We start from the raw sequence: 24,261 nt of genomic DNA, 5'->3' as shown, positions 1-24,261 counted from the left end.
TACTTGATTGGCTCAAAGCCAAGGGATAACGTTCGAGGATGTCGTCGGGTGTCCGGGATGCGCCCCGAACATCTTCATGATGCGGCGCATGGCGCCTTGAGGTCTCAGCTTGAACGATAATCAAACCGGACGCGGGCCGAGACGAACCCAATCGACTGGTGCTGTTGGCGAGTGGCATCAATGAACATTGCCCCGCCGGCTGGAGTAGCCCCTCTTATGAAAGTCGTTTACCAGATTACCCTTTACCATAAAGAGGATCAGTTTCGATGGTTGATGGCCGCGCTTTACAACGACCTCGATTATTTTCTGATTCATATCGACAAGAACTCTCCCGAGAGCTATGTTCGCGAAATAGTTGAGATTTGCGGCAATCGCCCCAACATCCATTTCCAGCATGCCCTTCCGATCTATTGGGGCGGCTGGAGCATCGTCGAATCGCAGTTGCAAGGCTTGCAGGAGGCCCTCAAGCGTTGGCCCGACTGGCAATATTTTTTAAACATAAGTGGTCAGGACTATCCACTCTGCCGCCGTGAAGGCATCATCGAATATCTGACTGGATTGAACGGATCGAGCGGCATAGCATGCATGTCGTTGCCCGACCTCGGCATAAGCATCCGTCGTCGCACCTGGTTCCAATGCATAGAATATGGGCACCGAGTCCATCGGCTTCCCTTGCCCAGGGTCGATCTGCTTGTCCGCAGGATAAAATGGAAAGGATCTGGATGGCACACTCTCTCGCGCGGGTTCAGCGAGTGGGTCGTATCGAGCCCGACGGCGGTCAAATGGCGCAGGCTCTGCAGGCGCGTAATGTTCCCGGATGAATTCTACTTCCAGAACGTCATCATGGACGGCCCTTTCCAGCCGTTGCGCTCCAGCGACAACGGCCGGTTCGTGCTGTGGGAACAGGCCTCGTCCCGGCCCACCGTGCTCCGCAGGAACGACTTCGAACGCATGATGGAAAGCGGAAAGATATTCGCCCGCAAGTTCGACAACGACCAGGACATCGACATCATCCGGGCCATCGCGGAAAAGATCGGCCATCCGACGCCCGAATAATCCAGGAGACCTTTGGTCCATTGATTACAGGAAAGTTGCCCCCGGTATCCCGTAGCGGCGAGGGTCTAGAGAGACCGATATGAAGATCGCATACATCATACTCGCTCACAAGAATCCGCGGCAGTTGGCGAGAATGCTGCAGGCCCTCGACCATGACGGAGCATCCTTCTTCGTCCACATCGACCGGAAGGTAGCGATCGATCCCTTCGCGGCGGCCGTCGGCGAAAGCCGATTGGACACGCAATTCGTCCCGGACAGGCAGGACGTCCTGTGGGGCGGCTACAGCATGGTCCAGGCGACGATCGACACCCTTTGCGCGGCGCTGGCGGCCGGCACGCACGACTATTACATCCTGTTGAGCGGTTCGGATTATCCCATCCGGTCGTCCTCCGATCTCCTGGCGGAACTCGGCGCGGCCCGCCACGAGTACATCAACCGCCACAGGATGCCGGCGGACCATGCCGGCAAACCGATCAGCCGCCTCCAGCATCCCTACCGGGCGACCCGGGACCCGCGGAAGCCGCAGGCCCGCATCATCAACGGCCTCCTGAGACTGCTCCCCAAGCAGAACTACAAGAAGGTGCTCGGCGAGTTGGAACCGCACGGCGGGTCCCAGTGGTGGTGCCTTTCCGAACCCTGCATCCGGTACATCCTGCAGTTCATAGAGAGCCGCCCGGAGTTCGTCTCGTTCTTCAGGAAGGTGAAGATCCCGGACGAGATCATGTTCCACACCATCCTGTCCAGGTCGCCCTTCGAGGACCGGGTCAAGCCGGCCCTGATGTTCACGACCTGGGAGCAGAAGGGGATGAGTCCGCGGACCCTGACCGCGGCCCAGGTTCCCCAACTGCGGGAAAGCGGGAAATTCTTCGCCCGGAAGTTCGACCTGGATGCCGATCCCGGGATCTTCGACCTGATCGACGCCCAGCTGAGGCGGTAAGGGCCCGAGGCCCCTTCTCAGAACAGTCCCATCCGCTTCACGGCCTCGGGAAGATCGCGCGTCTCGAGGATGCGCAGGTCGGACGGGCTGACATTCTCGACATCGACGGTCCCTCCCCCGACCTTTCCCAGGTCGACCCGCGTGCCGTTCTTCGTCCGGTGCGCCGCCGCGGGGCTCCCCCCGCCATCTCCCCCGCGGGTCCCGCCGTCCCCCGCCTGGCCGGAGGCGAGCTTCGCCACGGCGAGGGCGGTCACGTCCGACCGGCTTTCCTGCCGGCCGCCGGCGCAGACGGCGAGGATATCCGTGCGCGGATCGAAGCCGACGATGGTGTCGTGGCTGCCGTCGGCGCAGATGACGAAGGTGTCGGCTCCGGTGCCGCTCACCAGGACGTCGTTGCCGGGTCCGGCCACCAGGATGTTGTTTCCGGACTTTCCCTCCAGCCGGGCACCGCCCGCGGCCGCGATCAGCAGGTCGTCCTTGTTGCGCCCGCCGACGGCGTTCCCGAACGTCACGCGGTTGGTGAGCCGGTCGGACGGAGGGCCCCAGCGCTCGCCGTCCATGTTCCAGTAGACCGCCGGAATCCACATGCCGTGTCCGTCATGAACATCCGACCTTTTCACCAGCACCTGGTTGTGATGGCTCCTTCCCCCGTGGAAATTGACGTCGCGGTCGGTGAAGACGATCGAGATGTCGTTGTAGGCGCTGGCCGCCCAGCTGTGGAAAGTCACGCTGTGCCGCATTCCCCGGTCCGAAAGGTCGCGCAGGTGGCTGGCGAAGACCGTCCCGAGATGGACGGCGTAGCCTTGCCCACCCTTCTTGTTGTGCGCGCCGTCGGACGAAAGACGCTCGCCTTCCAGACCGTAGATCCTGTAGAAGCCGAACGCGCCGCTGGCGGCATCCTGGACCCGGATGTTCCTCAGGTGCGGGTTCCTCAGGCCCTCCAGCCGCAGCGCGTAGGTATGCATCTTGAAGTCCGGGAGAGTGTCCTTGCCCCATTTCAGCGGGTCCGCCCGCCCATAGCCATAGGTGATCGTCATGTCGGACATGGAAACGCCCTTCAGCAGGTCCACCCGCGTCGCCACCGCCGAGCCCGCCGAATAGTCGAAGCCCAGGGGAAGGCTCAGGAGGATTTCGTTTCCATCGACCCTCTCCACGATTGCCAGAGTTTCCCTCAAGGGAAATTTGAACATCCACGGCCTGACCGCATCCCGTCGGAAGCCGATCGCGTCGAAGTAGCCCTGGTCGTTGGGCTCGGACAGATGGATTGCGTCGCCGGGCCGGACGGCATCCTTGCTCCGGATCCTGATGGTCCGGTCCGACGCCTTGGCATCCGATGCCAGCTCGAAGGAAGGACCCTCCGTTCCGCCTCGCCACTCGATGGCGTCGTCGCCGGTGCCCGGCGGGAAATTCCACTCCAGGATCGTCCTGCCGACCCCCGCGCCCACCAGGGCGACATCGCCCCGCCTGATCTCCAGCTTGGAGGAGAATTCATAATGTCCGGCCTGGAACCGGATGACCGACCCGGCCGGGGCGTCCTCGATCATCCCCCGGAGTTCCGATACCGATATCCCGAAAGGCACGACCCTGTCCGGCATTCCGGATGACGTTTGCCCGGCCCAGGCACGACCGCCTGCCGACGCAAGCACCACTGCAATCATCGTGACGAACGTACAGACAAAGAGAGTAATTCCCGTGCCCCCTCTGTCCGCACGCGCCGGGGATGGACGGCGCTCAAACTTCATACCTCTTTGGTCATCGGCCGCCGTCACGACACCCGTTTTCACGAACGGAATGAATGTCAAAGACTAAACTCCTCTCCTATCGACGATAAATCTGGATCGCAAAGCGGGCAAAAAAGAGACAAAAACAAATTTCGTCGTCCTTTACGCAATAAATTCCGCTAAAAAACATAGTTTCAGGGGTGCCAAAGCTCTATTTCGCTATGGTTTCAGCTGAAATATCTTATAAGATTAGCACCTCGACGCCTTGAAAGTGTTACCACGAGCATGTAATACGCTAGGCCAGGAGCTGACAGGCAACCGACCGGCCTTTCCTGGCCCCATTTTTTTGCTTTGCCCTTTGCCCTTAGAGATACAATAGTGATGCTACAGCGCACAACCCAGTCGAATTGCATTCTTTTTAAGGAACGTTGTCGGTGACAAATTTATACCAATCCTATTCTTTGAGTCGGACAGTATTGAACCGACTTTCACAACCGGCTTTGATAGGCACTTGGCCTATTGGAAGCGTCACGCGACGACAGAAGTTCCCGCCCCGGAAGCCTCACCACGATCGATGAGTCCACAGACCCCTGCTTACAGTCCGATCCCCGGACATGCCGAAAGTCCCCCTGCGAACGATCCCGAACCGGAGCCCGCCAGGAAGATGACCCGGCGGCGACAAGCCGGACCGGCAGGCGTCGCGCGCCGGCATCGCCAGACGGGTCGCCCGGTGGCGATCCGTTTCCCTTATGCACTCCGGGATGTTCCGGTGACCGGGCTTCTCCGGTCATCCACTCCCGTTTCCCGAATTCTTCACGGCACCCGCGATCTCGAACCGATCGTTCAGGGTACCGGCCCGACGGCCCTCAGTCTTTGAAGCCGAGGCCGGCCGAACCCACATCGAAAGGACCTGATGCATGTGGACCCCTCGCCCCGTTGCCAACAACGCCACGGATTTCATCTCGATCGAGGGCGGCGCGCGTCTGACCGGGCAGGTCCGCGTCCCCGGCGCCAAGAACGCCACGCTGCCGGCCCTCGTCGCGGCGTGCCTGTCCAGGGAGCCGACCACGCTGACCAACGTGCCGCTTGATCTCGCCGACGTCAGGCTGATGATCACGACCCTGGGCGCTCACGGCGTGCGGATAACCTTCGATGGACCCAGCACCCTCACCCTGGACGGCGGCGGCTGGCACGGCGGGGCCTTCTCGCCCGAACTGTCGACGCGGTTCCGCCATGTCCTGCTGCTCATGGGCCTGTCGGCGTTCTACCAGGTTCCCGCCGACCTGACCGGCGTCGGCGGCTGCTCGTTGGGGAGCCGCAAGCACGACCTGCACGCGCAGCTGTTTTCGGACTTCGGCTACTTCGTCTTCGACAACGAGCGGTCGTTCAGCATCTGCGGCGGCCCCAAGCCGGAAACCGTCACGACGTCGTTCCACTATCCGTCGTTCGGGGCCACCCTGAACTTCCTGTTCGCGGCCGTGGGACGGGTCGGGCAACAGTCGATCCTGCACAACGCCGCCCTGAACCCCGAAGTCATCGACACGATCACGCTCCTGCAATCCATGGGAGCCGAGATCGCCTGGGACGCCAACCGCACCCTTTCGGTCACCGGCCCGCAGAAGCTGCGGGGCGTTTCGCACCAGATCCTGGGCGACCGCGTCTTCGCGGCGACGCTGGCGGCGGCGGTGGCCTGCACCCGCGGCGAGGCCCTGGTGACCGGCGTCGGCGCGGAATACCTCGCCAACGAATTCGAGGTCTGGCAGGCCGCGGGCCTCCGGGTCCAGCCGACGGCGACCGGGTTCGGCGTCGCCTGCCCCGACAGGCTGACCGCCCGGGACGTTTCCACCCGCCCCTATCCAGGCTTCCACACCGACATCCAGCCGCTCCATACCGTCATGATGTCCCTTGCCCGGGGCACCTCGCGGGTGACCGAGACCATCCTGGACGACCGTTTCCGGTACTGCCCGGAACTGGTGCGGATGGGCGCCCGCATCGACGTGATCGACGGGGGATTCACCTGCGTCAACGGCCAGGAAGGCAAGATTGCCGTGGTCGAGGGCGTGGAACGGCTTCACGCCTCCGACGTTCAGGCAACGGACATCCGTGGAGGTGCCGCGGTCGTCGTCGCCGCCCTCGCGGCCGAGGGCCGGACGTCGATCGGAAACGTCTACCAGCTGGACCGCGGCTATGCCGACCTGGCGACCGTGCTGTCGTCCCTCGGGGCCAGAATCCAGCGGGTCAACGCAGCCTACTCTCCCGCGTCGTCCGCGGAACAGAATACTCCTCTCAACAAGCGAGGCGCAGCATGCCTGACCCCTTTGCCGGGCTGACTACGCAACGGCCGATCCGGTGCGACGAACCGCTCCACCCCTACACGACCTGGAAGGTCGGCGGAACGGCGCGGTGGTTCTGGGAACCCGACGGCGATGCCCTGCCCGACGTCCTGCGGCGGTGCCGGGAATCCGGCATCTCCGTCCGGGTGCTCGGCCGCGGCTCCAACGTCCTGATCGACAGCCGCGGCTTCGACGGCCTGGTGATCTGCCTGCGCAACAGCTTCACCGACATCGAGGTCGAGGGATCGACGGTGCGTGCCGGCGCTGGCGTGCAGCTGCCCAAGCTGGCGCGCACGGCGTCCCGCGCCGGGATCGCCGGCTTCGGGTTCCTGGTCGGCATCCCGGGCTCGGTCGGCGGCGGGACCGCCATGAACGCGGGCCTGACCGCCAAGGGACGCCGGGAGATCTCGACGATCCTCGAGGCCGCCACGGTGGTCGACCTCACCTCCGGTGAAATCGCCACCGTCCCCGCCGCCGAACTCGGCCTCGACTACCGGCAGAGCAGCTTGGCGGAGAAGCGGTGGATGGTCACGGAAGTCGTCTTCCGCGGCCCCTCGATGGGGGATCCGAAGGAACTCATGTCCGAGATCCGGTCCCACATGGCGGACCGGCATGCCAAGCAGCCGCTGGACCGCCGCACCGCCGGAAGCACCTTCAAGCAGCCGGCGGGCGGCGCCGCGGCCGGCTGGTACATCGAGAATGCCGGCCTGAAGGGCTGCAGCATCGGCAGCGCCATGATCAGCCACAAGCATGCGAACTGGATCGAGAACACCGGTGCGGCCACGTCCGACGACATCAGGAACCTGGTCGAACACATCCAGGAGTCCGTCGCATCGCGTTTCGATGTCGCCCTGGACCCCGAAGTCACCTTCCTGATTTGAGAATAGGCGATGCGGCTCAAACCCCTCGGTCAGGCGGCGCTGCTGTTCTCGTCGCGCCTGCTTGTCCGTTTCACCGCCCTGCTGACCCTGCTCGTGGTGGCGCGGGCGCTGGACTCCCACGAGTTCGGCTTCTACGCCTATTCGGCGCTGGTGGCCCTTTTCCTGTCCTCGGTCGGGCATCTGGGAATGCGCCAGGCCGGAGCCAGGAGCCTGGGCCAGCAGGCGGCGAGCCGCGCGCAGATCGAGCAGGCCAGCCTGATCAGCTGGGTGCTCAGTTCGCTGGCGTCGCTGGCCATCGCGACCCTGCTCCTGTGGCCCTACGAGGATATCTCGCCCGTCTCCAAGGGGCTGGCCGTCGCCATGCTCCTGCCGATGCTGTTCGTCAACATCTACCAGGGAATGAACCTGGGCGAGGGCAAGGTCGAGCAGCTCGCCTGGGCCGACCTGATCGGGCGGATCATCCCCCTGGCGCTTCTCGCCCCCATGGCGCTCCTGGACGACGTGACCCTGGAATTCGCGCTGGGTGCGACGTTCGGAGGCCAGCTGGCGGCCGCCGCCTATGTCGGGTGGACCCTGCGCCTCGGCGCCGCCGGCCGGGCTCCCCTGGAACTGGCGGGGTTCTGGCGTCTGCAGCGGACGGGGATGAAGTACATCCTTCCCTACTCCCTCTACATGGGCAACGGCCTCCTGGTCGCCCATTTGGTCAACACGCTTTCCTCGCTGGCCGATGCCGGCCGCTATTTCGGCGTGTCCAAGCTCTGCGAGATCTTCTCCGAGATCGCGGTCGCCGTGGGCACCACCCTTTTCTCGCAGGGCGTCAGGGAGTCGGGCCGCGCCGAGGATCTCGCCTCGGCGCTGGGCATGATCCGGTTCTCGGTCTTCCTCTTCATCTGCATCTCGGTCGTCCTCGCGGTCGGGGCGGAGCCGGTCGTGTACCTGATGCTCGGCAGCGACTTCCTGCCAGCCGTCGGTGCCCTGCGGATCCTGATGATCGGCGCACCGTTCGGGGCGCTGGCGCGCATGCTCCAGATGTATCTCGCCTCCCAGGGACAGCCCCTCGCCGGCACGGCGGTGCTCGGGCCTTCCATCGTCGTCCAGGGGGTTCTGTGCTGGCTGCTGATCCCGGAATACGGCCTGATCGGCGCGGCGGCAGCCACCGTGATCGTCCAGGCCGCCGGGGCGGTCGGAATCCTGATCCTGTTCTGCAGACGGTTCAAGACGTCCCCGATCGATGTTCTGCTCATCCGCCCCCGGGAACTGTGGAGCATCCTTCGCAACCTGTCCCTGAAGATCGTGCGCCGCCAAAGGAAGCTCCATGTCGCCTGAACGAAACCAAAATCCCGTGCGCCCGTCCGCGCCCCTGGTTTCCGTGGTCACCGGCTATTACAACCGCGGCCCCCTGGTCCGGCGGACCGTCGATTCGATCCTCGGCCAAAGCTTCCGGGACTTCGAGTTGATCGCGTTCAACGACTGCTCGAAGGACGATACCGGAAGGCAGCTGGACGCCTATGACGATCCCCGCCTGACCGTGATCCACCACGAGCGGAACACCGGGTTCACCCGGGGCATCATGAACGCGATCGCCCGGTCCAGGGGGCGCTACGTCGCGGTCCAGGGGTCGGGCGACGCGTCGGCTCCCGACCGTCTGGCCCGGCAGGTCGAGATGTTCGAGAGGAACCCCGACGTGGTCGCGGTCGGCTGCCATTACCGCAACATCGTGGAAGGCAGCGGCATGGTCCGGGTGCGGACCCCGTCGGCCGACGGCCTCACCGTCGAAAAGCTCAGGAAGAGCAACATCTTCTCGCACGGCGAGGTGATGTTCCGCCGGGACGCCTATGAGCGGGCCGGCGGCTACAGGAGCGAGTTCACCTTCTCCCAGGACTACGACCTGTGGCTCAGGCTGATCGGGCAAGGCAGGTTCGCGGTCGTTCCGGAGGTCCTGTACGACCGCTATGTCCAGTTCGACGGCGTCTCGTTCGAGCCCGCGAAGCTGAGCAGGCAGGTCCGCTTCACGCAGCTGGCGGTCCAGCTCTCGCACCTGAGCCCGGCCCTCCAGGAGGAGCGGCTGACCGAGCTGAAGGCGCACGGCATCGACACCATGGTGGCGCTCCGAGAGCAGTCGATCCAGGCCCAGATCTTCAAGGCCGCCTCCAAGCTGATGCTCTTCGGGAACGCCGCGCAGGCCCACCAGCTGGCGGCGAAACACCTGTCCTCGCGGCGTTTCAAGGCTGCTTATCTCATCCTGAGTAGCCTGGCAGGAAAGCCGATGGACCGGGTCACGCGCCCGCTTCTTGATCGTATACTCACGATCGAGCGCCGCGCACCCAAGGCAATTCCATGAGTCGTTTCCTCCTGTTTCTGGCGTTCGTCGCCTTCACCCTGACAGAGGTGCAGTCGCCGCGCTTCGGCGACGAGGAGCGCCGCCTGTTCGCCCCCTTCGTGCCGCTGATCCTCGGCGGCGCGGTGCTCCTGCTGAGCCCGCGCCTGATGCGGATGCCCCACGCCGTGGTGGCGTCGCCTCCGGTGGTCTGGCTGCTCGCATACCTGGGATGGGTCGCCGTGACGACGGTCTGGTCCGGCAACGTCGCGGAATCCGCTTTCGCCCTGACCATACTCGTCCTGGCGGTGCTGGTCGGCATCGGCCTGTCGGGCCTGCCCACCGACCTGTCGATGCGCGCCTTCGTCGCCTCGGCCGTCGTGGTCAGCCTGATGGGCTGGCTGGGGCTGGCCGCCGGGCAGACCGCCATGCTGTCGGACAATCCCTTCATCTGGCGGTTCAAAAGCATCCTGACCCACGAGCAGCGTCTGGCGCTCCTGACGGGATTGGCGGCGACCTTCGTCATGATGTGGCTGACCGACCGCGAGCACGGCCTGAGCCGGCGGGTCCTCGTCCTGTGCTCCGTGCTCGCCGTCTGCCTGGCATCCCTCGCCGGGACGCAGGCGCGGTTCTTCACGGCGGTGTCCATGCTCATGATCCTGGGGGTGATGATCTACCGCCTCCGCCGGGACATGGGCAGCACGTTCCTGCTGCTGACCCTCAGCGGGGTAGCGGGAGCCTGCCTGATGATCATCGCCGCGACCCTGCTGTCCCGGGGCGATGCCGACGGCACCCTGACCAACCGGATCCCGATCTGGCTGATGACGCTCGACGCCATCCGCGATGAACCGATCGTCGGCCACGGGCTGGCGACGTTCCGTTTCGGCGCGGTCGACAAGTGGAACTGGGTTCCCGCCCATGCCCACAACATGTGGCTCAACGCCGCGTTCGAGAACGGCTGGCCGGCGGCCCTGCTGCTCACCGCCTTCTTCATCTCCACCATCAGGAGCGGTATCGCCTATACCCGCGCTTTCGGCGTGCTGTCTCCCGCGCTGGTGACCTCGGTCTACTGCATGATCACCGGCATGATGGGAATCACCGCGGGCAGCAACAAGCTCAGCCCGATCTACGGCCTGATAATCCTGTTGATCTGCCAGGAAGCGCGGGAAATGGCGCTGCTCCGCCGCATCACGCCGAACCCCCGGTCGAACGCCGGGGAAGGTTATCCTGTCTCCATCGTGACTACGCGAGAGGCAATCCGATCGTAGGGTCGTGAACCTTCCGAAAGACCGCCGGTATCCGGATAGCCCCAGGCATCCGGAGATTCGAACAAGTCGCGCCTTTGCAGATGCAAAGAATCGATGCTAAAGCTAGCGTCCTGGAATACCGGGCGAGAGTACACGTCATTTGATGTGAAATAGTATGTTGAGGAACATGCAGAGTTACATGATAGCCGGTCAGGAACAAGATCAACATGTATTGCGATCTTCTTCTCTCGCATTTGTGGTGACCGAACCGAAAGGTTGCGCTGGAGGAACTTACCGTGGCACGTAACCAACTTTCCGCCCCATCCAGGGAGCTGCCTCCAGCACGAGAGGGCGGCTCCGTCGTCCTCCAGATACGTCCACCCGAGGAAGACCGGATCATCGACCTGTCGAGGTTCTTCTCGCTGCTGTACCGGGAGCGATGGCTGATCCTTGCCGTGGCGCTGTTGACAGCCGCCTTGGCGGGCACGGTCCTGACGCAGATGGCTCCCCAATACTCGTCGTCGGTCCTTCTGAAGGCCGAGAGCGGGGCCGCCAAGGGGAGCGGCCTGGAAGCCCTGCTGCCGGGCCTTTCCGGCGAGGACGCCGGCCTGCGCTCCGAGATCGACGTGATGAAGTCCCGCACGATCGTCGGGCGGGTGGTCGACCGGCTCGGCCTCGTCGAGGACCCGGAGTTCAATCCCGTGCTCGACGACCCCAACCAGGGCGCGCTCTCCCGGATCTGGGAGAAGGCCTATTCCACGGTCGTCGGATTCGTCCGCGGCGGCGGGCCACCCCCCACCGAGGAGGGCATCCGTTACATGACCGTGGATTCGACGGTGAAGAACCTGAGCGTCTCCAACGATGCCGGGTCCCTGTCGATCCTCGTCGGCTTCCATTCCTCCGATCCGTCCAAGTCGGCCCGCATCGCGAACACGCTGGTCGAGGAGTATCTGGCCTATCGGAGCGCCGAGAAGCTGAACCTGGCCCGTTCGGCCACCGGCTGGCTCGGCGAATCCCTCAACCAGTTGCGCGAGCAGGTTCGCGACGCGGAGCAGAAGGTCCAGGCCTTCCGCGCCGAGAACAACCTGGTCGATACGGAAAGCGGCCCCGTGCTCGTCCAGCGCATGTCGGAGATGAACGCCCAGCTCGTCCAGCTCCGGGCCGAGCGGCAGACGGCGGAAGCCAAGCTGCAGTCGGCGCGTGACGCGATGAGCAATGGCGGCGCGGTGGCCGAGATGCTGGACTCTCCGGTCATCCAGCGGCTGCGCGACCAGGAAGGCGAGCTGTCGCGGCAGCTGACGGAGCAGTCCCAGTTGGGCCGGCGCCATCCGGTGATCATCGAGCTGCGCTCCAGGCTCGCGGCCGTGCAGAACGACATCCAGGCGGAGATGCGCCGGATCGTTTCCGGCCTGGCCTCCAACGTGGTCGCGTTCAAGGCGCGCGAGGTCAGCCTGGAACGGGCCTACAACACCTTGTCCGAGGAGATCGGCGGCCAGGGCCAGGCCCGCGCCCAGCTGGACCAACTCCAAAGCGAGGCCCGGGCGCTCAGGGCGACCTTCGAGGAGACGCTCGCCCAGTACAAGGCGATCGACAACCCGGAACGCCTGTCGGCTCCCGACCTGTCGGTCGTGTCGGCCGCCGCGGCGCCGATCTTCCCCTCCTTCCCGCAGAAGGTCCCGATGCTGGTGGGCGCCGCCATCCTGGGCATCCTGCTGGGAGCCGTCGCCGCCATCCTGCGTGACCTGCTCGACCGCAGCATGCGCAGCCTGGAAAGCGTCGAGGCGTCCCTGAACGTCCCGGTCCTCGGCCTGGTGCCCCGCCTGACCCGGTCCAGGGCCAAGAACCCCGGCGCCTATCTCCGCGACCGGCCCGGCTCGACCTTCGCGCAGGGAATGCGCGACATCGCCCATGCCACCCAGGCGGGAACGGCGACCACCGGCCGGAACGTGATCCTCGTGACCTCGACGGCGCCGGGCGAAGGCAAGACCACGTTCTGCGAGGCGTTCGCCGTTCAGATGGCCCGGATGGGCCGCAAGGTCCTGATCATCGACGGCGACCTGCGCCGGCGCGCAACCAGCCGACGCCAGCGGGAAGGCGGCATCGACCTCAGCACGATGCTTCAGCGGGGCCTGCCCTACGAATCCGTTCCCCGGCACGACCCGCGCCTGGGCGTGGACGTCGCCCCGTCCTTCACACCCACGCCGGAGCCGGACTTCCTGCTGAACTCCGACCGGATGCAGCAGTTCGTCACCATGGCGTCGCACGACTACGACCTGGTGATCATCGACAGCCCGCCGATCGGCGCGGTCCATGACGCGGCGATCCTGGCGTCCATGGCGGCCCAGTGCATCTATCTGGTCCAGTGGGGCAAGACGCCGAAGTCGGCGGCCCTGGCCGGCCTGCGCAAGCTTCGCCGGTTCGCCGACGACATCCATGTGACGTCCGTCCTCACCCAGGTCCACATGCGGCGCTACGCCAGCTATGACAAGGGGATCTACAGCCCCTACGGCGCCAAGTACGAAAGCTACTTCCGGAACTGATCCGGAAGTCGTCCGAACGGGAAGGAGCCGCCCGGCACGACCGCCGGGCGGCTCCTTCCGCCTTGGGCGACCGGATCAGAGCAGGAAGAACGACTTCTCGATCGTCGCGGGGCCGGTGATCTGGAGTTCGAAGTCGGACACCCCGTCGCCGTTCACGTCGCCCTGGGCGATCCGGAAATCGTTCGCCTCGTACCACCGGAGCTGGCCGGCGACCTTGCCGAAGGCGGAACCGCCGATGAAGGCGAAGGCTTGGTCGCCCGCCAGCGTGGTGTCGGCATCGATCGCCCTCAGGTCGATGATGTCGATCCCGGGCTGGAAGTCCAGGATGTTGTCCCGCTGTCCCCATCCCGGCCCGCTGTCTTCGACCGAGTTGAAGACGAACCGGTCCGCCCCCGCTCCGCCGGACAGCCGGTCGCGCCCGGCGCCGCCGATCAGGATGTCGTTCCCGGCCCCGCCGTCCAGGCCGTCGTTCCCGTCCCCGCCTTCGAGCCGGTCGTTGCCGTCCCAGCCCCGGAGCCAGTCGTCGCCGCCGCCCCCTCGCAGCAGGTTCGCGCCGCCGTTGCCCTGGATCTTGTTGCCGAGGCCGTTGCCGGTGCCGTCCAGGTTGCCCGTCCCGACCAGGATCAGGTTCTCGACTTCGTTCGCCATGGCCAGCGAGACCGAGGACCACACGAGGTCGATGCCGCCGCCGGGCACCTCGAAGATTTCGTCTCCCGCATTGTCCACGTAGTAGGTGTCGTCGCCCGACCCGCCGATCATCCGGTCCGCGCCCGTCCCGCCGTCGAGGCGGTCGTTGCCGGCGCCGCCTTCCAGCAGGTCGTCGCCGTCGCCCCCGTAGAGCATGTCGTTGCCGTCGCCACCGTCCAGCCAGTCGTTCCCCGCGTTGCCGTGCAGGGTGTCGTTGCCCCCCCTCCCTCTCAGGATGTTGTCCGCGGCGTTGCCCCGGATCACGTTGGCGGACGCGTTGCCGGTTCCGGACAGGGCGGAACCCCCTTCCAGGTTCAGGTTCTCGACCTCGGCGGCGAGGACGTAGGATACCGTCGCCCTGGCGGTGTCTGTACCCTCCCCGGGGCGCTCGACCAGGATGTCGGTCACGTCGTTGACGATATAGGTGTCGTTCCCCGCGCCGCCGATCATCGTATCGGCACCCGCCCCGCCTTCGAGCCAGTCGTTGCCGGCGCCGCCCTGGAGGGTGTCGTTGCCGTTGCCGCCCTTCAGGGTGTCGTTGCCGTCGCCGCCGTCCAGGGTGTCGTTGCCGTCGCCGCCATACAGGAAATCTCCACCGGCACCGCCATAGAGCCTGTCGTCGCCGCCCAGCCCGTGGAGCGTATCCGACCCATTGCCGCCCCTCATCACGTTGGCCAGCCCGTTGCCGCGCCCGGTCAGGCTCGCGTAGCCGGTGAAGGTCAGGTTCTCGACGTTGGCGCCCAGGGTCCAGGAAACCGTGGAATAGACGGTGTCGACGCCCTCGCCCGCGTTCTCCTCGACCGTGTCGCCGACATTGTCGACGTAATAGGTGTCGTCTCCGGCGCCGCCCAGCATCCTGTCGGCACCGGTCCCGCCGTCCAGGATGTCGTTGCCGGCTCCACCCGAGAGCCAGTCGTCACCGCCGCCGCTCCGCAGCACGTCGTTTCCGGCGTTGCCCGCCAGATAATTGACGGTCCAGTTGCCGATCAGGGTATCGTCGAAGGCCGAACCAGCCACCGCCTCGATGGAGATGAGCGTGTCCGTCCCGTCGCCCCCCGACGCGGTCCCGGCATTGAGATCGACCGCCACCGCGCCCGGGGCGGCCGAATAGTCGACGGTATCGAAGCCGGAACCGCCGTCCAGGACATCGTCGCCCTGCCCGCCCTCGAGCCAGTCGTCGCCCGCGTCCCCGCGGAGGGTATCCCTGCCCGCCCCGCCGACCAGACGGTCGTTGCCACCCCCGCCGGACAGGCTGTCGTCGCCGGCCCCGCCCGCCAGCACGTTGCCTCCGGAATTGCCGACGATCCGATCCGCATGGGCGGAGCCCTTGACATTGTCGATGCCGCTGAACCGGTCGTTGCCGCCCCCGCCGCTCGACTTGCCGAGCACCAGGTCGACCACGACCGCGGACGGGACCCAGCCGTAGTCGAGGGTATCGGTCCCGGAGCCGCCCTGGAACACGTCGTCGCCGGCGGTTCCGCGGAAGGCGCCGGAAGCCGGGAGGCCGCTCGCCTCATAGCCGAGGCCGACCTTGTCCGCCGAGACGAACCCCGCGGTTCCGACCTTCATGGACCCGGAATAGGGAAGATTGGGAAAGGTGATCGTGTCCCCGGAGCGGACCGCGCCGCCCAGCCCGATCGGAGGGTAGACGGAGTTGTACTCGGCCCGCTGGCCCGGCTGCTCGGTGACGTAGACGTTCTTGAGCGAGACCGGATACAAGTGGTCGCCGGGCTGGGAGAAGTAATACAACCAGGACTTTGTGTCGCCGCCCGGCAGCTTCCGGATCTCCACGTTCTCGAGTTCGACCGACTTGATCGGATCCCTGGGCTGCAGGAACAGGCCCTGGTAAGTCGTGGACGCCGTGACGTTGTAGAACTTGATGTCGCCGATCGGCCCCTGGGGTTGGAAGACATCGCCGTGGATGCCGTAGTAGCTGCCCTTGACGTTCTCGATCAGCGAGTTCTGCAGGGTGAAGTTGGCCTGCTTGCCTTCCGCGCTGTAGACGGAGATGGCGTCCTTCTCGCCGGCATACTGATGGTCGATATGGACGCCTTCCACATAGACCGATCCGGAAACATGGGTGAAGTTCAGGGTGGCGACCGCCGTCGTGTGATCGTTCGGCTCGAACTTGCCGCCGATCACGACGATGTTGTTTCCACCTTTCGTCTGAAGCCGATCGAGGGTCCTGACTTCATCGGACGCGATGAACAGGACGTCTTCATCACTCGAGAACTCCCACGAGGTTCTCGCTCCGGTCTTGCTCAGATCGATGACCGTGTGATTCAACTTAAGGATTGGGGCAGACCAAAGAACGGGAGCGCTGGACATGGAGGCACCTCAAAAGTAGACCTCCAAAAGATACCCGTGACCAGTTAATTACATCTTTAGGACAAATTTGACAATGCTTCGACTTTGCGTGAATATTCTTCATAGAACATCGCAGATAGTCGTTCTATTTGACGTTGATCCTGCCGTTTCATCGAAGATGCTTCGGTAACCGACCGAAAGTTCATCGAAATCCATACCATTCCAACGTCCGCTTGAGTACCGGCGGCGGGCTGGGCGTCACGAGTCCTCGTCCGATCCGCGGCGACGCGGCGGTTTGCCGTACCGGCGCAGGCTCCTGTCCAGGTCGCCTTCCGATTTCTCCAGTTCCGACATGACATGGGCGCGCTCTCGCATGGCCCGGCCCATCCGCCCGATCAGTTCACGCAGTTTGCTCAGCATGGCTCCGCCGTCCCGTGGTTTCCTCGACTATGCCAACCGCCGGGCCGCCCGTTCGCTGTGCCTGACATGGAAATTTCATGCGACCGATCGACACGGCACCCCCACCTGTTCTCCCATCGGCGCCAGACCGGGCCGGGACGGAGGAGACCATGATGCAGGGCCAGGGGACGCAGATCGCCGCAACCCCCATCGTCATCGGCCACCGGGGAGCGAGCGGCTCCCGCCCGGAGCACACGCTTGAGGCATATCGTCTCGCCATCGAACTGGGCGCCGACTTCATCGAACCCGACCTGGTGACGACGCGGGACGGCGTCCTGATCGCCCGTCACGAGAACCTGCTGGCGCAGGTCCGCCTCGATGCGGACGGCAACATCCTGTTCGGCGCCGACGGCCGTCCCGTCGTCACCCAGCGAACCACCGACGTCGCCGAATTCGACGGCGATGGCGACGGCAGGCCCGACTTCGCCGACCGGTTCGCCATCAAGCTGATGGACGGCGAGGCGGTGGCCGGATGGTTCAGCGAGGATTTCTCGCTGGCCGAGATCAAGCAGCTGGGCGCGCGGGAGCGCATCCCCGCGATCCGGCCGGACAACGCGGCCTATGACGGCCGGTTCGAGATCCCGACGCTGGAGGAGATCGTCCGGCTCGTCAAACAGGTGGAAGCCGAGACCGGCCGCAAGGTCGGGATATATGCGGAAACCAAGCACCCCACCTACCACGCCCTGGAAGGCACCCGCCAGAACGAGGACCGGGACGGCGACGGCATCCTGGACCCCGGGGAGGACGCCAACCGCAACGGGCAGCTCGATGTCATCGACGGCGGCTCGTCGATCCGGGCCGACCTGGGCGGCACCCTGGTCCGGACCCTGGCCGAGCAGGATTTCACCGATCCATCCCGGGTCTTCATCCAGAGCTTCGAAGTCGCCAACCTGATCGAACTCCAGGACAAGACCATGCCGGCCGCCGGCATCGACCTGCCGCTGGTCCAGCTGCTCGGCAGCCTCCGCGGGTCCGGCGGTTTCTCGGCACCTTATGACATCGCCTTCAACGCCGATCCGGACAACGCGGCACGCGGCGCCGACATGTCGGTCTACGACGGGTTTCCGATCGCGATCGGCCGGCAGACCGGCTACGGCGATCTCGTCGCGCCCGACGTCCTGAAGCACATCTCCGCCCGGTATGCCGAAGGCATCGGCCCCTGGATCGACAGCATCCTCCTGCGGGAAAGGCTCGACCGGCCGGTGGATGCGGACGGCGACGGCGCCGCCCGGGTCGTCTCCCGCCTGACCGGGGAGATCCGGCCGTTGATCCGGGATGCCCACGAGGCCGGCCTGCTGGTCCATCCCTATACCCTGCGCGCGGAGGAGAATTTCCTTCCGCTGGAGCCGGACGGCACGGCGCTGACCCTGCCCGAACAGGTCAGGCTGCTGGCCGAGCTCGGCGCGGACGGCTTCTTCACCGACCATCCCGGCATCGCGGCCCGGGTGCTCCGCGACGGAACCGAGATCGAATTCCTGGGCGTCGCGACCCTTCCCGCCGGCTTCAGGTTCGAGGGTACGGAGGTCGGCGGGCTGTCGGGCCTCGCCTGGAACCCGGCGACGGGATCGTTCCACGCCATCTCCGACAGCCGCGGCGGCGAGACCGGCGCGCCGCGCTTCCATACGCTCGACCTGGATCTCTCGGACGGGCGCTTGGCCGACGGCGACGTCGCCGTCACGGCGGCCGTCAACCTGACCACCCCGGACGGGCGGCCCTTCCCGGACGGCGCGGCGGACCCCGAAGGCATCGCCCTGAGCGCCGGGGGAACGCTGTTCATCGCGTCGGAAGGCGACGCCGGCAACCGTGTGCCGCCCTTCGTGGCGGAGTTCGGCCCGGACGGCCGGCAGCTCCGGTCGCTGGAGGTGCCGTCGAAGTTCCTGCCCGACGGGGAAGGCGCCCAGGGTGTCCGAAACAACCTCGCTTTCGAGAGCCTGACCCTCACGCCCGACGGCCGCACTCTCTATTCCGCCACGGAGAACGCGCTGGCCCAGGATGGCCCGGAAGCGAGCCTCGACCGCGGAAGTCCCGTGCGGATCCTGGCCTTCGATACCGCGAGCGGCCGAGTGAAGGCGGAATACCTCTACCCGACCGAGGCGATCGCCGCCGCGCCGAAGACCGCCGGCGGATTCGCGCTCAGCGGCCTGGTCGAACTGCTCGCCCTCGACGACCAGGGCACCCTGCTGGCGCTGGAACGGTCCTTCGGCACGGGAGCGGAGCACGCGATCAAGCTGTTCGAGATGCGCATCGGCGATGCCGACGATATCTCCGGCATCCACGGCCTCGCCGGCCGGCCGGCTCCCGTACCGGCGGCCAAGGAACTGCTGCTGGACCTGTCCAAGCTCGGACTTCCGCTCGGCAACGTCGAAGGGCTGGCGCTGGGACCGGTGCTTCCGGATGGCCGCCAGAGCCTCGTCCTCGTCAGCGACAACAATTTCAGCAGGACGCAGACAACCCGGTTCCTGGGCTTCGCCCTGGACCTGCCGGGCGGAGCGGAGCCCCTGGGTGCCGGCTCCCCGGAATAGCGGTGCGGCAGCACGCCATATCAGCCTTGCGCGAACCTTCCCCGTCCAGGCGCATTTACGGGTGGTCATACCGGCTCGGTCCTGCCAGCATGGCAGCCAACGATCAGCGCCGCGACCAACGCGGCGACCAAGGACGAGAGGGGAACTCGGCAGACATGACGATCAACAGGAATCTCATCGCGGGGAACTGGGTCGAAAGCACCGACGTCATCCGCAACATCAATCCGTCCAACACCGACGACGTGGTCGGGGAATACGCCGCCGCGACGGCGGAGCAGGTCGAGCAGGCGGTCGCGGCGGCCCGGGCCGCCTTCCCGGCCTGGTCCCGCTCCCCGATCCAGAACCGCGCCGACATGCTGGAGAAGATCGGCAACGAGATCCTGGAGCGGCGCGACGAGCTGGGCCGGCTGCTCGCGCGCGAGGAAGGCAAGCCGCTGGCCGACGGCGTCGGCGAGGCGACCCGCGCCGGCCATATCTTCAAGTTCTTCGCCGGCGAGGTGTTGCGCCTCCAGGGCGAGAAGCTGGCCTCGACCCGCCCCGGCGTCGAGATCGAGATCACCCGCGAGCCGATCGGCGTGGTCGGGCTGATCACGCCCTGGAACTTCCCGATCGCGATCCCCGCCTGGAAGATCGCCCCGGCCCTCGCATACGGCAACTGCGTCGTCCTGAAGCCGGCCGAGCTGACCCCCGGCTGCGCCTGGGCGCTGGCCGACATCATCTCGCGGGCCGGCATCCCGGAAGGCGTCTTCAACCTCGTGATGGGCTCGGGATCGAAGATCGGCTCGGCGCTGATCGGCGGCGTGGACGCGCTGAGCTTCACCGGATCGGTGCCGACCGGCCGCAAGGTGGCGGCCCAGGCCGTCGAGCGCATGATCAAGTTCCAGCTGGAGATGGGCGGCAAGAACCCGCTGGTCGTGCTCGACGACGCCGACCTGGACACCGCCGTCTCCATCGCGGTCAACGGCGCCTATTTCCAGACCGGCCAGCGCTGCACGGCATCGTCCCGCATGGTCGTCACCCAGGGCATCCACGACCGCTTCGTCGATGCCGTGGCCGAGCGGATCTCCAAGCTTGTGGTCGGCGACGCTCTGAAGCCGGAGACCCAGATGGGTCCGGCGGTCGACCAGCGCCAGCTCGACCAGAACCTGAAATACGTCGCGATCGGCCAGGAGGAAGGTGCCCGCAAGGTGTTCGGCGGCGACCGCCTCAACCGCGACACGCCGGGCTTCTACATGTCGCCCTGCCTGTTCGCCGAGACCACCAACGACATGCGGGTCAACCGGGAGGAGATCTTCGGCCCGGTCGGCACGGTGATCCGGGTGAAGGACTACGAGGAGGCGCTGCACGTCGCCAACGACACCCAGTTCGGCCTGTCGGCCGGCATCGCCACCACGTCGCTGAAGCACGCCAACCATTTCCGCGCCAACTCCCAGGCCGGCATGGTGATGGTCAACCTGCCGACCGCCGGCGTCGACTACCACGTGCCGTTCGGCGGCCGGAAGGCGTCCAGCTACGGCCCCCGCGAGCAGGGTCGCTACGCGGCGGAGTTCTACACCACGGTGAAGACCTCCTACATCCTGCCCTGACGGCAAGGCCGGACCCTGCGGGGACCAACAAGAAGAAGACTGATAGGGGAGACAAGGTGATGGCTGGAATTCTCGTCGTGACCGGCGGCAGCCGCGGCATCGGCGCCGCGACGGTCCGCCTGGCCGCCCAGGCGGGCTGGGACGTCTGCGTCAACTACCTGCGCGACAAGGCCAAGGCCGAGGCGGTCGCCGGCAACGCCCGTTCCCACGGGGTCCGGGCCATCGCCGTGCAGGGCGACATGGCGCGCGAGCAGGACGTGATGCGCCTGTTCGCCGCCGTGGACGACCAGCTCGGCCCCGTGACCGGGCTGGTCAACAATGCCGGCATCACCGGCCCCGCGGGCAAGCTGCTCGACCTGGCCGCGGAGACGATCGAGAGCGTGATGGCGATCAACGTCGTCGGCCCCTTCCTGTGCGCCCGCGAGGCGGCGCGGCGCATGGCCAGGAGCCGCGGCGGCCAGGGCGGCGTGATCGTCAACGTATCGTCGCGCGCGGCGGCGCTGGGCTCCCCCAACGAGTTCGTCCACTACGCCGCCAGCAAGGGCGCCGTGGACAGCCTGACCATCGGCCTGTCGAAGGAGCTGGGGCCGGAAGGCATCCGGGTGAATGCCGTCAATCCCGGCCTGATCGACACCGAGATCCACGACGCCAGCGGCATCCCCGGCCGGCTCGAAAGGTTGGTCGGCGGCGTCCCGGAGGGGCGCGTCGGCGCCGCCGAGGAGGTGGCGCAGGCGATCGTCTGGCTGCTGTCGGAGCGGTCGTCCTATGTCTGCGGCGCGCTGGTGCCGGTCTCCGGCGGCCGATAAGGATGGGAGCGGTAGAGTCGTTCAGGCCACCCGCTTCACCCCGCGCTCCTGGGCGACTTGGTCGATCCGCTCGCTGATGTGCGGGTTGGCCTTCAGGAACTTCCTGAAGTCGCCGGAGCGCAGTTCCAGCAGCGTGCAGTAGGTCAGGGCCACCACGTCCGCCCGGCGCGGCCCGCCGTCCAGCAGGGCCATCTCGCCGAAGAAGTCGCCGCGTCCCAGCCGGATGCGGCGATCCGGCAGCACCACCTCGACCGCGCCGGAGGAGATGAAGTACATCGCGTTGCCGCGGTCCCCGGCGCGGATGAAGGTCTGGTCGGGCAGCGCCAGGCGGGACCGCAGGATCTTGGCCAGCCGCGCCATGTCGTTCGGCTCCAGGCCGTTGAACAGCGGCACCTGGGCGATCAGGGCCACCTTGTCGAGCCGCAGGTCCAGCTTGGGCCGCCGGTCGGCCTCGCGCCGCCGCACCTCGACGCCTCGGCGGAGGTCTTCGAACAGTTCCTGGCCGATCAGCCCGTCGTGGAACAGGCTCTCGTAACGGGCCATCTCCCGCCGGAGCGCGAACTTGCGGAGGAACCGCTGGCTCAGCGCCTCGGCGTATTCGGGATATTGCAGCTCCAGCGCGTCCAACGCCTTGGAGGAGGCTTCCATCCGGCCGCCCAGCACCTCGCCGAGCAGTTCGGCGACCCGGTCCCCCAGCAGCGGCTTCAGGCTGCGGCTGTTGAAGCGGATCAGCTCCTCCAGCACCAGGCGGCGCACCAGGAACTTGTCGAACCGCTTCGACACCTGCCGGGCGAGCGGACGCTCCACCCCGGTCCAGCGGTGCAGCGAATAGGCGAATCGGAACGCCCGCGGCAGCCGCAGGATCTTGCGCGCTGCACGGTTGTAGCCGATCCTGCCGCCCGTCCGCGCGCCGTCATAGATCTCCCCGGCGTTGCGCAGCAGCGCCTCGATGATGTCGCCCGACACGGTCTGAAGGCCGTGGTGCTCCAGCACAAGCTGACGTTCGCGGTTGGCGAGCGAGATCAGCCCCAGCGTGATCCGGTCGCGGTCGGAGATCCGCTCTTCCAGGCTGCCGGCCGAGGTGACCTCCGCGATCCGGGCGTCGTAGGGCTTCTGGATCGCGCGGGCGACGGTCGGCGGGAACTCGTATTCCTGGGCGGTCTCCTGGACCGAGTCGCGGACCTCGGCCAGCGACAGGGCCAGAACCTGGGTGCGGAGCGCCTGGTTGAGCGGCGACAGCCGGTTCAGCCCGAGCAGCTTGATCACCGTGCGAAGCGTCGTGCCGTTGACGAACAGGGTGAACAGCACGAAGCCGGTCGCCAGCACCGTCACCAGCCGCTGCTCCTCGCCCTCGATGCCGCGCGCCTCGGTCACGGACAGGGCCAGCGCCAGGGTTACGGCCCCGCGCAGCCCGCCCCAGGTCAGCACCAGCTTGTAGGAATTGCTGATCCTGGCGCTGAGCTTCAGCAGGGTCAGCGGCGGCAGCAGCAGGAACAGGACCAGGGCGCGCGCGGCCAGCGCCGCCGCGACCATCACCAGCAGCAGGAAGCCGTCGTGCGCGCTGACTCCCACCAGAAGCTTCGGCACCATCAGCGCCGCCAGGATGAAGACCAGCGATCCCGCCAGGAAGGCCACCTGCTCCCAGACCGCGTCCAGGTAAGCCCATCCCGACGGCGACAACCGGGAGCGGCTGCCCGCACCGAACACCAGCCCGGCCACCGCCACCGCGACGACGCCGGAGACCCCCAGGAAGTGGTCGCCGGTGACATAGATCAGGTAAGGCAGCGCCAGGGTCAGGGTCACCTCCGCCGTGCGCCTGCCGCGCAGCAGCGGGATCACCGCCACCGCCAGCCGCGCTCCGACGATTCCCAGCACGGTGCCGCCGCCCAGGTCCAGCGCCAAGTCCCAGGCGCCCATCAGCAGGTCGGGCTCGTCGCCCGAGACGATCATCTCCAGCAGGACGTAGAAGATCGCGATGGCGGCGGCGTCGTTGAGCAGGCTCTCGCCCTCGACCAGCCGGACCAGCCGCGCCGGCGCCCCGATGTCGCGGAAGATCGCGATGACCGCGGCCGGGTCGGTGGTCGCCACGATCGATCCCAGCATCAGGCAGACCACCAGGGGCACCCCCGCCAGCGGCCACAGCGCCAGCCCGATCACCGCGGTGGCGACGAACACGGCGACCACCGCCAGGAGCAGGATCGGGGCCGCGTCCTCCATCATCCGCCGGACGTCGATCGTCAGCGCCGCCTGGAACAGCAGCGCCGGTAGGAACACCAGGATGTATGTGGAGGAGCTGAACGACATCTCGGCGATGGCCGCGGCCGCCTCGCTGACCATCCGCGGCTCCCCGGTCGGGACCAGCGTCACCGCGGCGGCCGCGATCGCGACTCCGACCGCGGCGAGCAGCACCGAATGGGGCAGCCGCAGCCGGTCGGCCAGGGGTTGAAGGACGCTTGCGACCACGAGCAGGGCGCTGATGACCAGGATGAAGAGGATGAGGTCGTTCAAGTCGGAAACCCGGTGAGCATCGATCAGGAGAACGTAAGGCCGCGTGCGCGGCCCCGGCCAGTTTGCATCAACGCGGCCCTCGGGCCTGGAACAGTTTGAGGATCGATCATGACGGTCTTGTGGCCGGGAACCGGATAGTGCATCAAAGGAGGCATGGCCGATACCATCGAGGTATGGCCGGCTTCAGGATAGCGCATCCATGGTTCGAATTACCGCTTTACTTTGCCTGCTCACTAACCTTTGCGGCTGCGGCATAGTGGGCACCACGGTCGGGGCGGTCACCACCGTCGGTTCCGCCGCCGTGACGGTGACGGGCGCCGCCGTGGACATCGTCACGTACCCGATTTCCGACTG

Annotated in this window: 15 protein-coding genes; 11 read left to right on the top strand and 4 right to left on the bottom strand. The window is 66.4% G+C overall.

Annotated elements, in window-relative coordinates; all coding sequences use genetic code 11:
* The first annotated feature begins 216 nt into the window (after positions 1-216).
* The gene (locus JL101_RS06580) at positions 217-1,056 is read left to right on the top strand and encodes a beta-1,6-N-acetylglucosaminyltransferase (protein WP_203098821.1); all 840 of its coding nucleotides are present in this window, start codon (positions 217-219) and stop codon (positions 1,054-1,056) included.
* 133 nt (positions 1,057-1,189) lie between these two features.
* Positions 1,190-1,993, top strand: a complete 804-nt coding sequence (locus tag JL101_RS06575; protein WP_407697431.1) for a beta-1,6-N-acetylglucosaminyltransferase — start codon at positions 1,190-1,192, stop codon at positions 1,991-1,993.
* A gap of 17 nt (positions 1,994-2,010) precedes the next feature.
* Here the strand turns inward: JL101_RS06575 and JL101_RS06570 are convergent, their stop codons facing one another.
* The gene (locus JL101_RS06570) at positions 2,011-3,537 is read right to left on the bottom strand and encodes a calcium-binding protein (protein ID WP_203098826.1); all 1,527 of its coding nucleotides are present in this window, start codon (positions 3,535-3,537) and stop codon (positions 2,011-2,013) included.
* A 1,094-nt stretch (positions 3,538-4,631) separates the two neighbouring features.
* On the opposite strand from JL101_RS06570, the gene JL101_RS06565 reads away from it, so the two are divergent.
* The 6 genes from JL101_RS06565 to JL101_RS06540 all read left to right on the top strand — a co-directional run bounded on the left by JL101_RS06565 (position 4,632) and on the right by JL101_RS06540 (position 13,032).
* A complete protein-coding gene (locus tag JL101_RS06565) occupies positions 4,632-6,044 on the top strand; it encodes a UDP-N-acetylglucosamine 1-carboxyvinyltransferase (RefSeq protein WP_203098829.1) in 1,413 nt (470 codons plus the stop codon).
* Positions 6,020-6,928, top strand: coding sequence for a UDP-N-acetylmuramate dehydrogenase (gene murB / locus JL101_RS06560; RefSeq protein WP_203098832.1), 909 nt, complete (start codon positions 6,020-6,022; stop codon positions 6,926-6,928). The genes JL101_RS06565 and murB overlap by 25 nt, the downstream gene beginning before the upstream one ends.
* A gap of 9 nt (positions 6,929-6,937) precedes the next feature.
* Positions 6,938-8,254 carry an MATE family efflux transporter gene (locus JL101_RS06555; RefSeq protein ID WP_203098834.1) on the top strand — a complete coding sequence of 439 codons (1,317 nt, stop codon included), beginning with the start codon at positions 6,938-6,940 and terminating at the stop codon, positions 8,252-8,254.
* Positions 8,244-9,269, top strand: a complete 1,026-nt coding sequence (locus tag JL101_RS06550) for a glycosyltransferase family 2 protein (protein ID WP_203098836.1) — start codon at positions 8,244-8,246, stop codon at positions 9,267-9,269. The genes JL101_RS06555 and JL101_RS06550 overlap by 11 nt, the downstream gene beginning before the upstream one ends.
* Positions 9,266-10,513, top strand: a complete 1,248-nt coding sequence (locus JL101_RS06545; protein WP_203098838.1) for an O-antigen ligase family protein — start codon at positions 9,266-9,268, stop codon at positions 10,511-10,513. The genes JL101_RS06550 and JL101_RS06545 overlap by 4 nt, the downstream gene beginning before the upstream one ends.
* Positions 10,514-10,788: 275 nt before the next feature.
* Positions 10,789-13,032, top strand: a complete 2,244-nt coding sequence (locus tag JL101_RS06540) for a GumC family protein (RefSeq protein ID WP_203098839.1) — start codon at positions 10,789-10,791, stop codon at positions 13,030-13,032.
* A 75-nt stretch (positions 13,033-13,107) separates the two neighbouring features.
* Here the strand turns inward: JL101_RS06540 and JL101_RS06535 are convergent, their stop codons facing one another.
* Positions 13,108-15,861, bottom strand: coding sequence for a calcium-binding protein (locus tag JL101_RS06535; protein WP_203098840.1), 2,754 nt, complete (start codon positions 15,859-15,861; stop codon positions 13,108-13,110).
* A 423-nt stretch (positions 15,862-16,284) separates the two neighbouring features.
* On the bottom strand, positions 16,285-16,446 hold the full coding sequence (locus JL101_RS06530; RefSeq protein WP_203098841.1) for a hypothetical protein: 162 nt from the start codon (positions 16,444-16,446) through the stop codon (positions 16,285-16,287).
* Between the two features lie 149 nt (positions 16,447-16,595).
* On the opposite strand from JL101_RS06530, the gene JL101_RS06525 reads away from it, so the two are divergent.
* The 3 genes from JL101_RS06525 to JL101_RS06515 all read left to right on the top strand — a co-directional run bounded on the left by JL101_RS06525 (position 16,596) and on the right by JL101_RS06515 (position 21,399).
* Positions 16,596-19,007 carry an esterase-like activity of phytase family protein gene (locus JL101_RS06525; RefSeq protein WP_228435314.1) on the top strand — a complete coding sequence of 804 codons (2,412 nt, stop codon included), beginning with the start codon at positions 16,596-16,598 and terminating at the stop codon, positions 19,005-19,007.
* A gap of 155 nt (positions 19,008-19,162) precedes the next feature.
* Complete coding sequence (locus JL101_RS06520) at positions 19,163-20,593, top strand: aldehyde dehydrogenase family protein (RefSeq protein WP_203098843.1); 1,431 nt, start codon at positions 19,163-19,165, stop codon at positions 20,591-20,593.
* A gap of 59 nt (positions 20,594-20,652) precedes the next feature.
* Positions 20,653-21,399 (top strand): SDR family oxidoreductase, encoded by a 747-nt coding sequence (locus tag JL101_RS06515; protein WP_203098844.1) that lies wholly within the window; start codon positions 20,653-20,655, stop codon positions 21,397-21,399.
* Between the two features lie 21 nt (positions 21,400-21,420).
* Here the strand turns inward: JL101_RS06515 and JL101_RS06510 are convergent, their stop codons facing one another.
* Complete coding sequence (locus tag JL101_RS06510) at positions 21,421-23,907, bottom strand: cation:proton antiporter (protein ID WP_203098845.1); 2,487 nt, start codon at positions 23,905-23,907, stop codon at positions 21,421-21,423.
* Between the last annotated feature and the right edge of the window lie 354 nt (positions 23,908-24,261).

The organism is Skermanella rosea (assembly GCF_016806835.2).
Lineage (GTDB): Bacteria > Pseudomonadota > Alphaproteobacteria > Azospirillales > Azospirillaceae > Skermanella > Skermanella rosea.
The sequence above is the reverse complement of the archived record's forward strand: the minus strand, read 5'-3'. Positions and strand labels throughout refer to the sequence as shown.

Coding starts and splice junctions, on each gene's coding strand:
- murB (WP_203098832.1), top strand. CDS start 6,020: ATGCCTGACCCCTTTGCCGGGCTGACTACGCAACGGCCGATCCGGTGC.
- JL101_RS06550 (WP_203098836.1), top strand. CDS start 8,244: ATGTCGCCTGAACGAAACCAAAATCCCGTGCGCCCGTCCGCGCCCCTG.
- JL101_RS06545 (WP_203098838.1), top strand. CDS start 9,266: ATGAGTCGTTTCCTCCTGTTTCTGGCGTTCGTCGCCTTCACCCTGACA.
- JL101_RS06575 (WP_407697431.1), top strand. CDS start 1,190: ATGCTGCAGGCCCTCGACCATGACGGAGCATCCTTCTTCGTCCACATC.
- JL101_RS06530 (WP_203098841.1), bottom strand. CDS start 16,446: ATGCTGAGCAAACTGCGTGAACTGATCGGGCGGATGGGCCGGGCCATG.
- JL101_RS06555 (WP_203098834.1), top strand. CDS start 6,938: ATGCGGCTCAAACCCCTCGGTCAGGCGGCGCTGCTGTTCTCGTCGCGC.
- JL101_RS06570 (WP_203098826.1), bottom strand. CDS start 3,537: ATGATCGAGGACGCCCCGGCCGGGTCGGTCATCCGGTTCCAGGCCGGA.
- JL101_RS06525 (WP_228435314.1), top strand. CDS start 16,596: ATGATGCAGGGCCAGGGGACGCAGATCGCCGCAACCCCCATCGTCATC.
- JL101_RS06580 (WP_203098821.1), top strand. CDS start 217: ATGAAAGTCGTTTACCAGATTACCCTTTACCATAAAGAGGATCAGTTT.
- JL101_RS06520 (WP_203098843.1), top strand. CDS start 19,163: ATGACGATCAACAGGAATCTCATCGCGGGGAACTGGGTCGAAAGCACC.
- JL101_RS06515 (WP_203098844.1), top strand. CDS start 20,653: ATGGCTGGAATTCTCGTCGTGACCGGCGGCAGCCGCGGCATCGGCGCC.
- JL101_RS06565 (WP_203098829.1), top strand. CDS start 4,632: ATGTGGACCCCTCGCCCCGTTGCCAACAACGCCACGGATTTCATCTCG.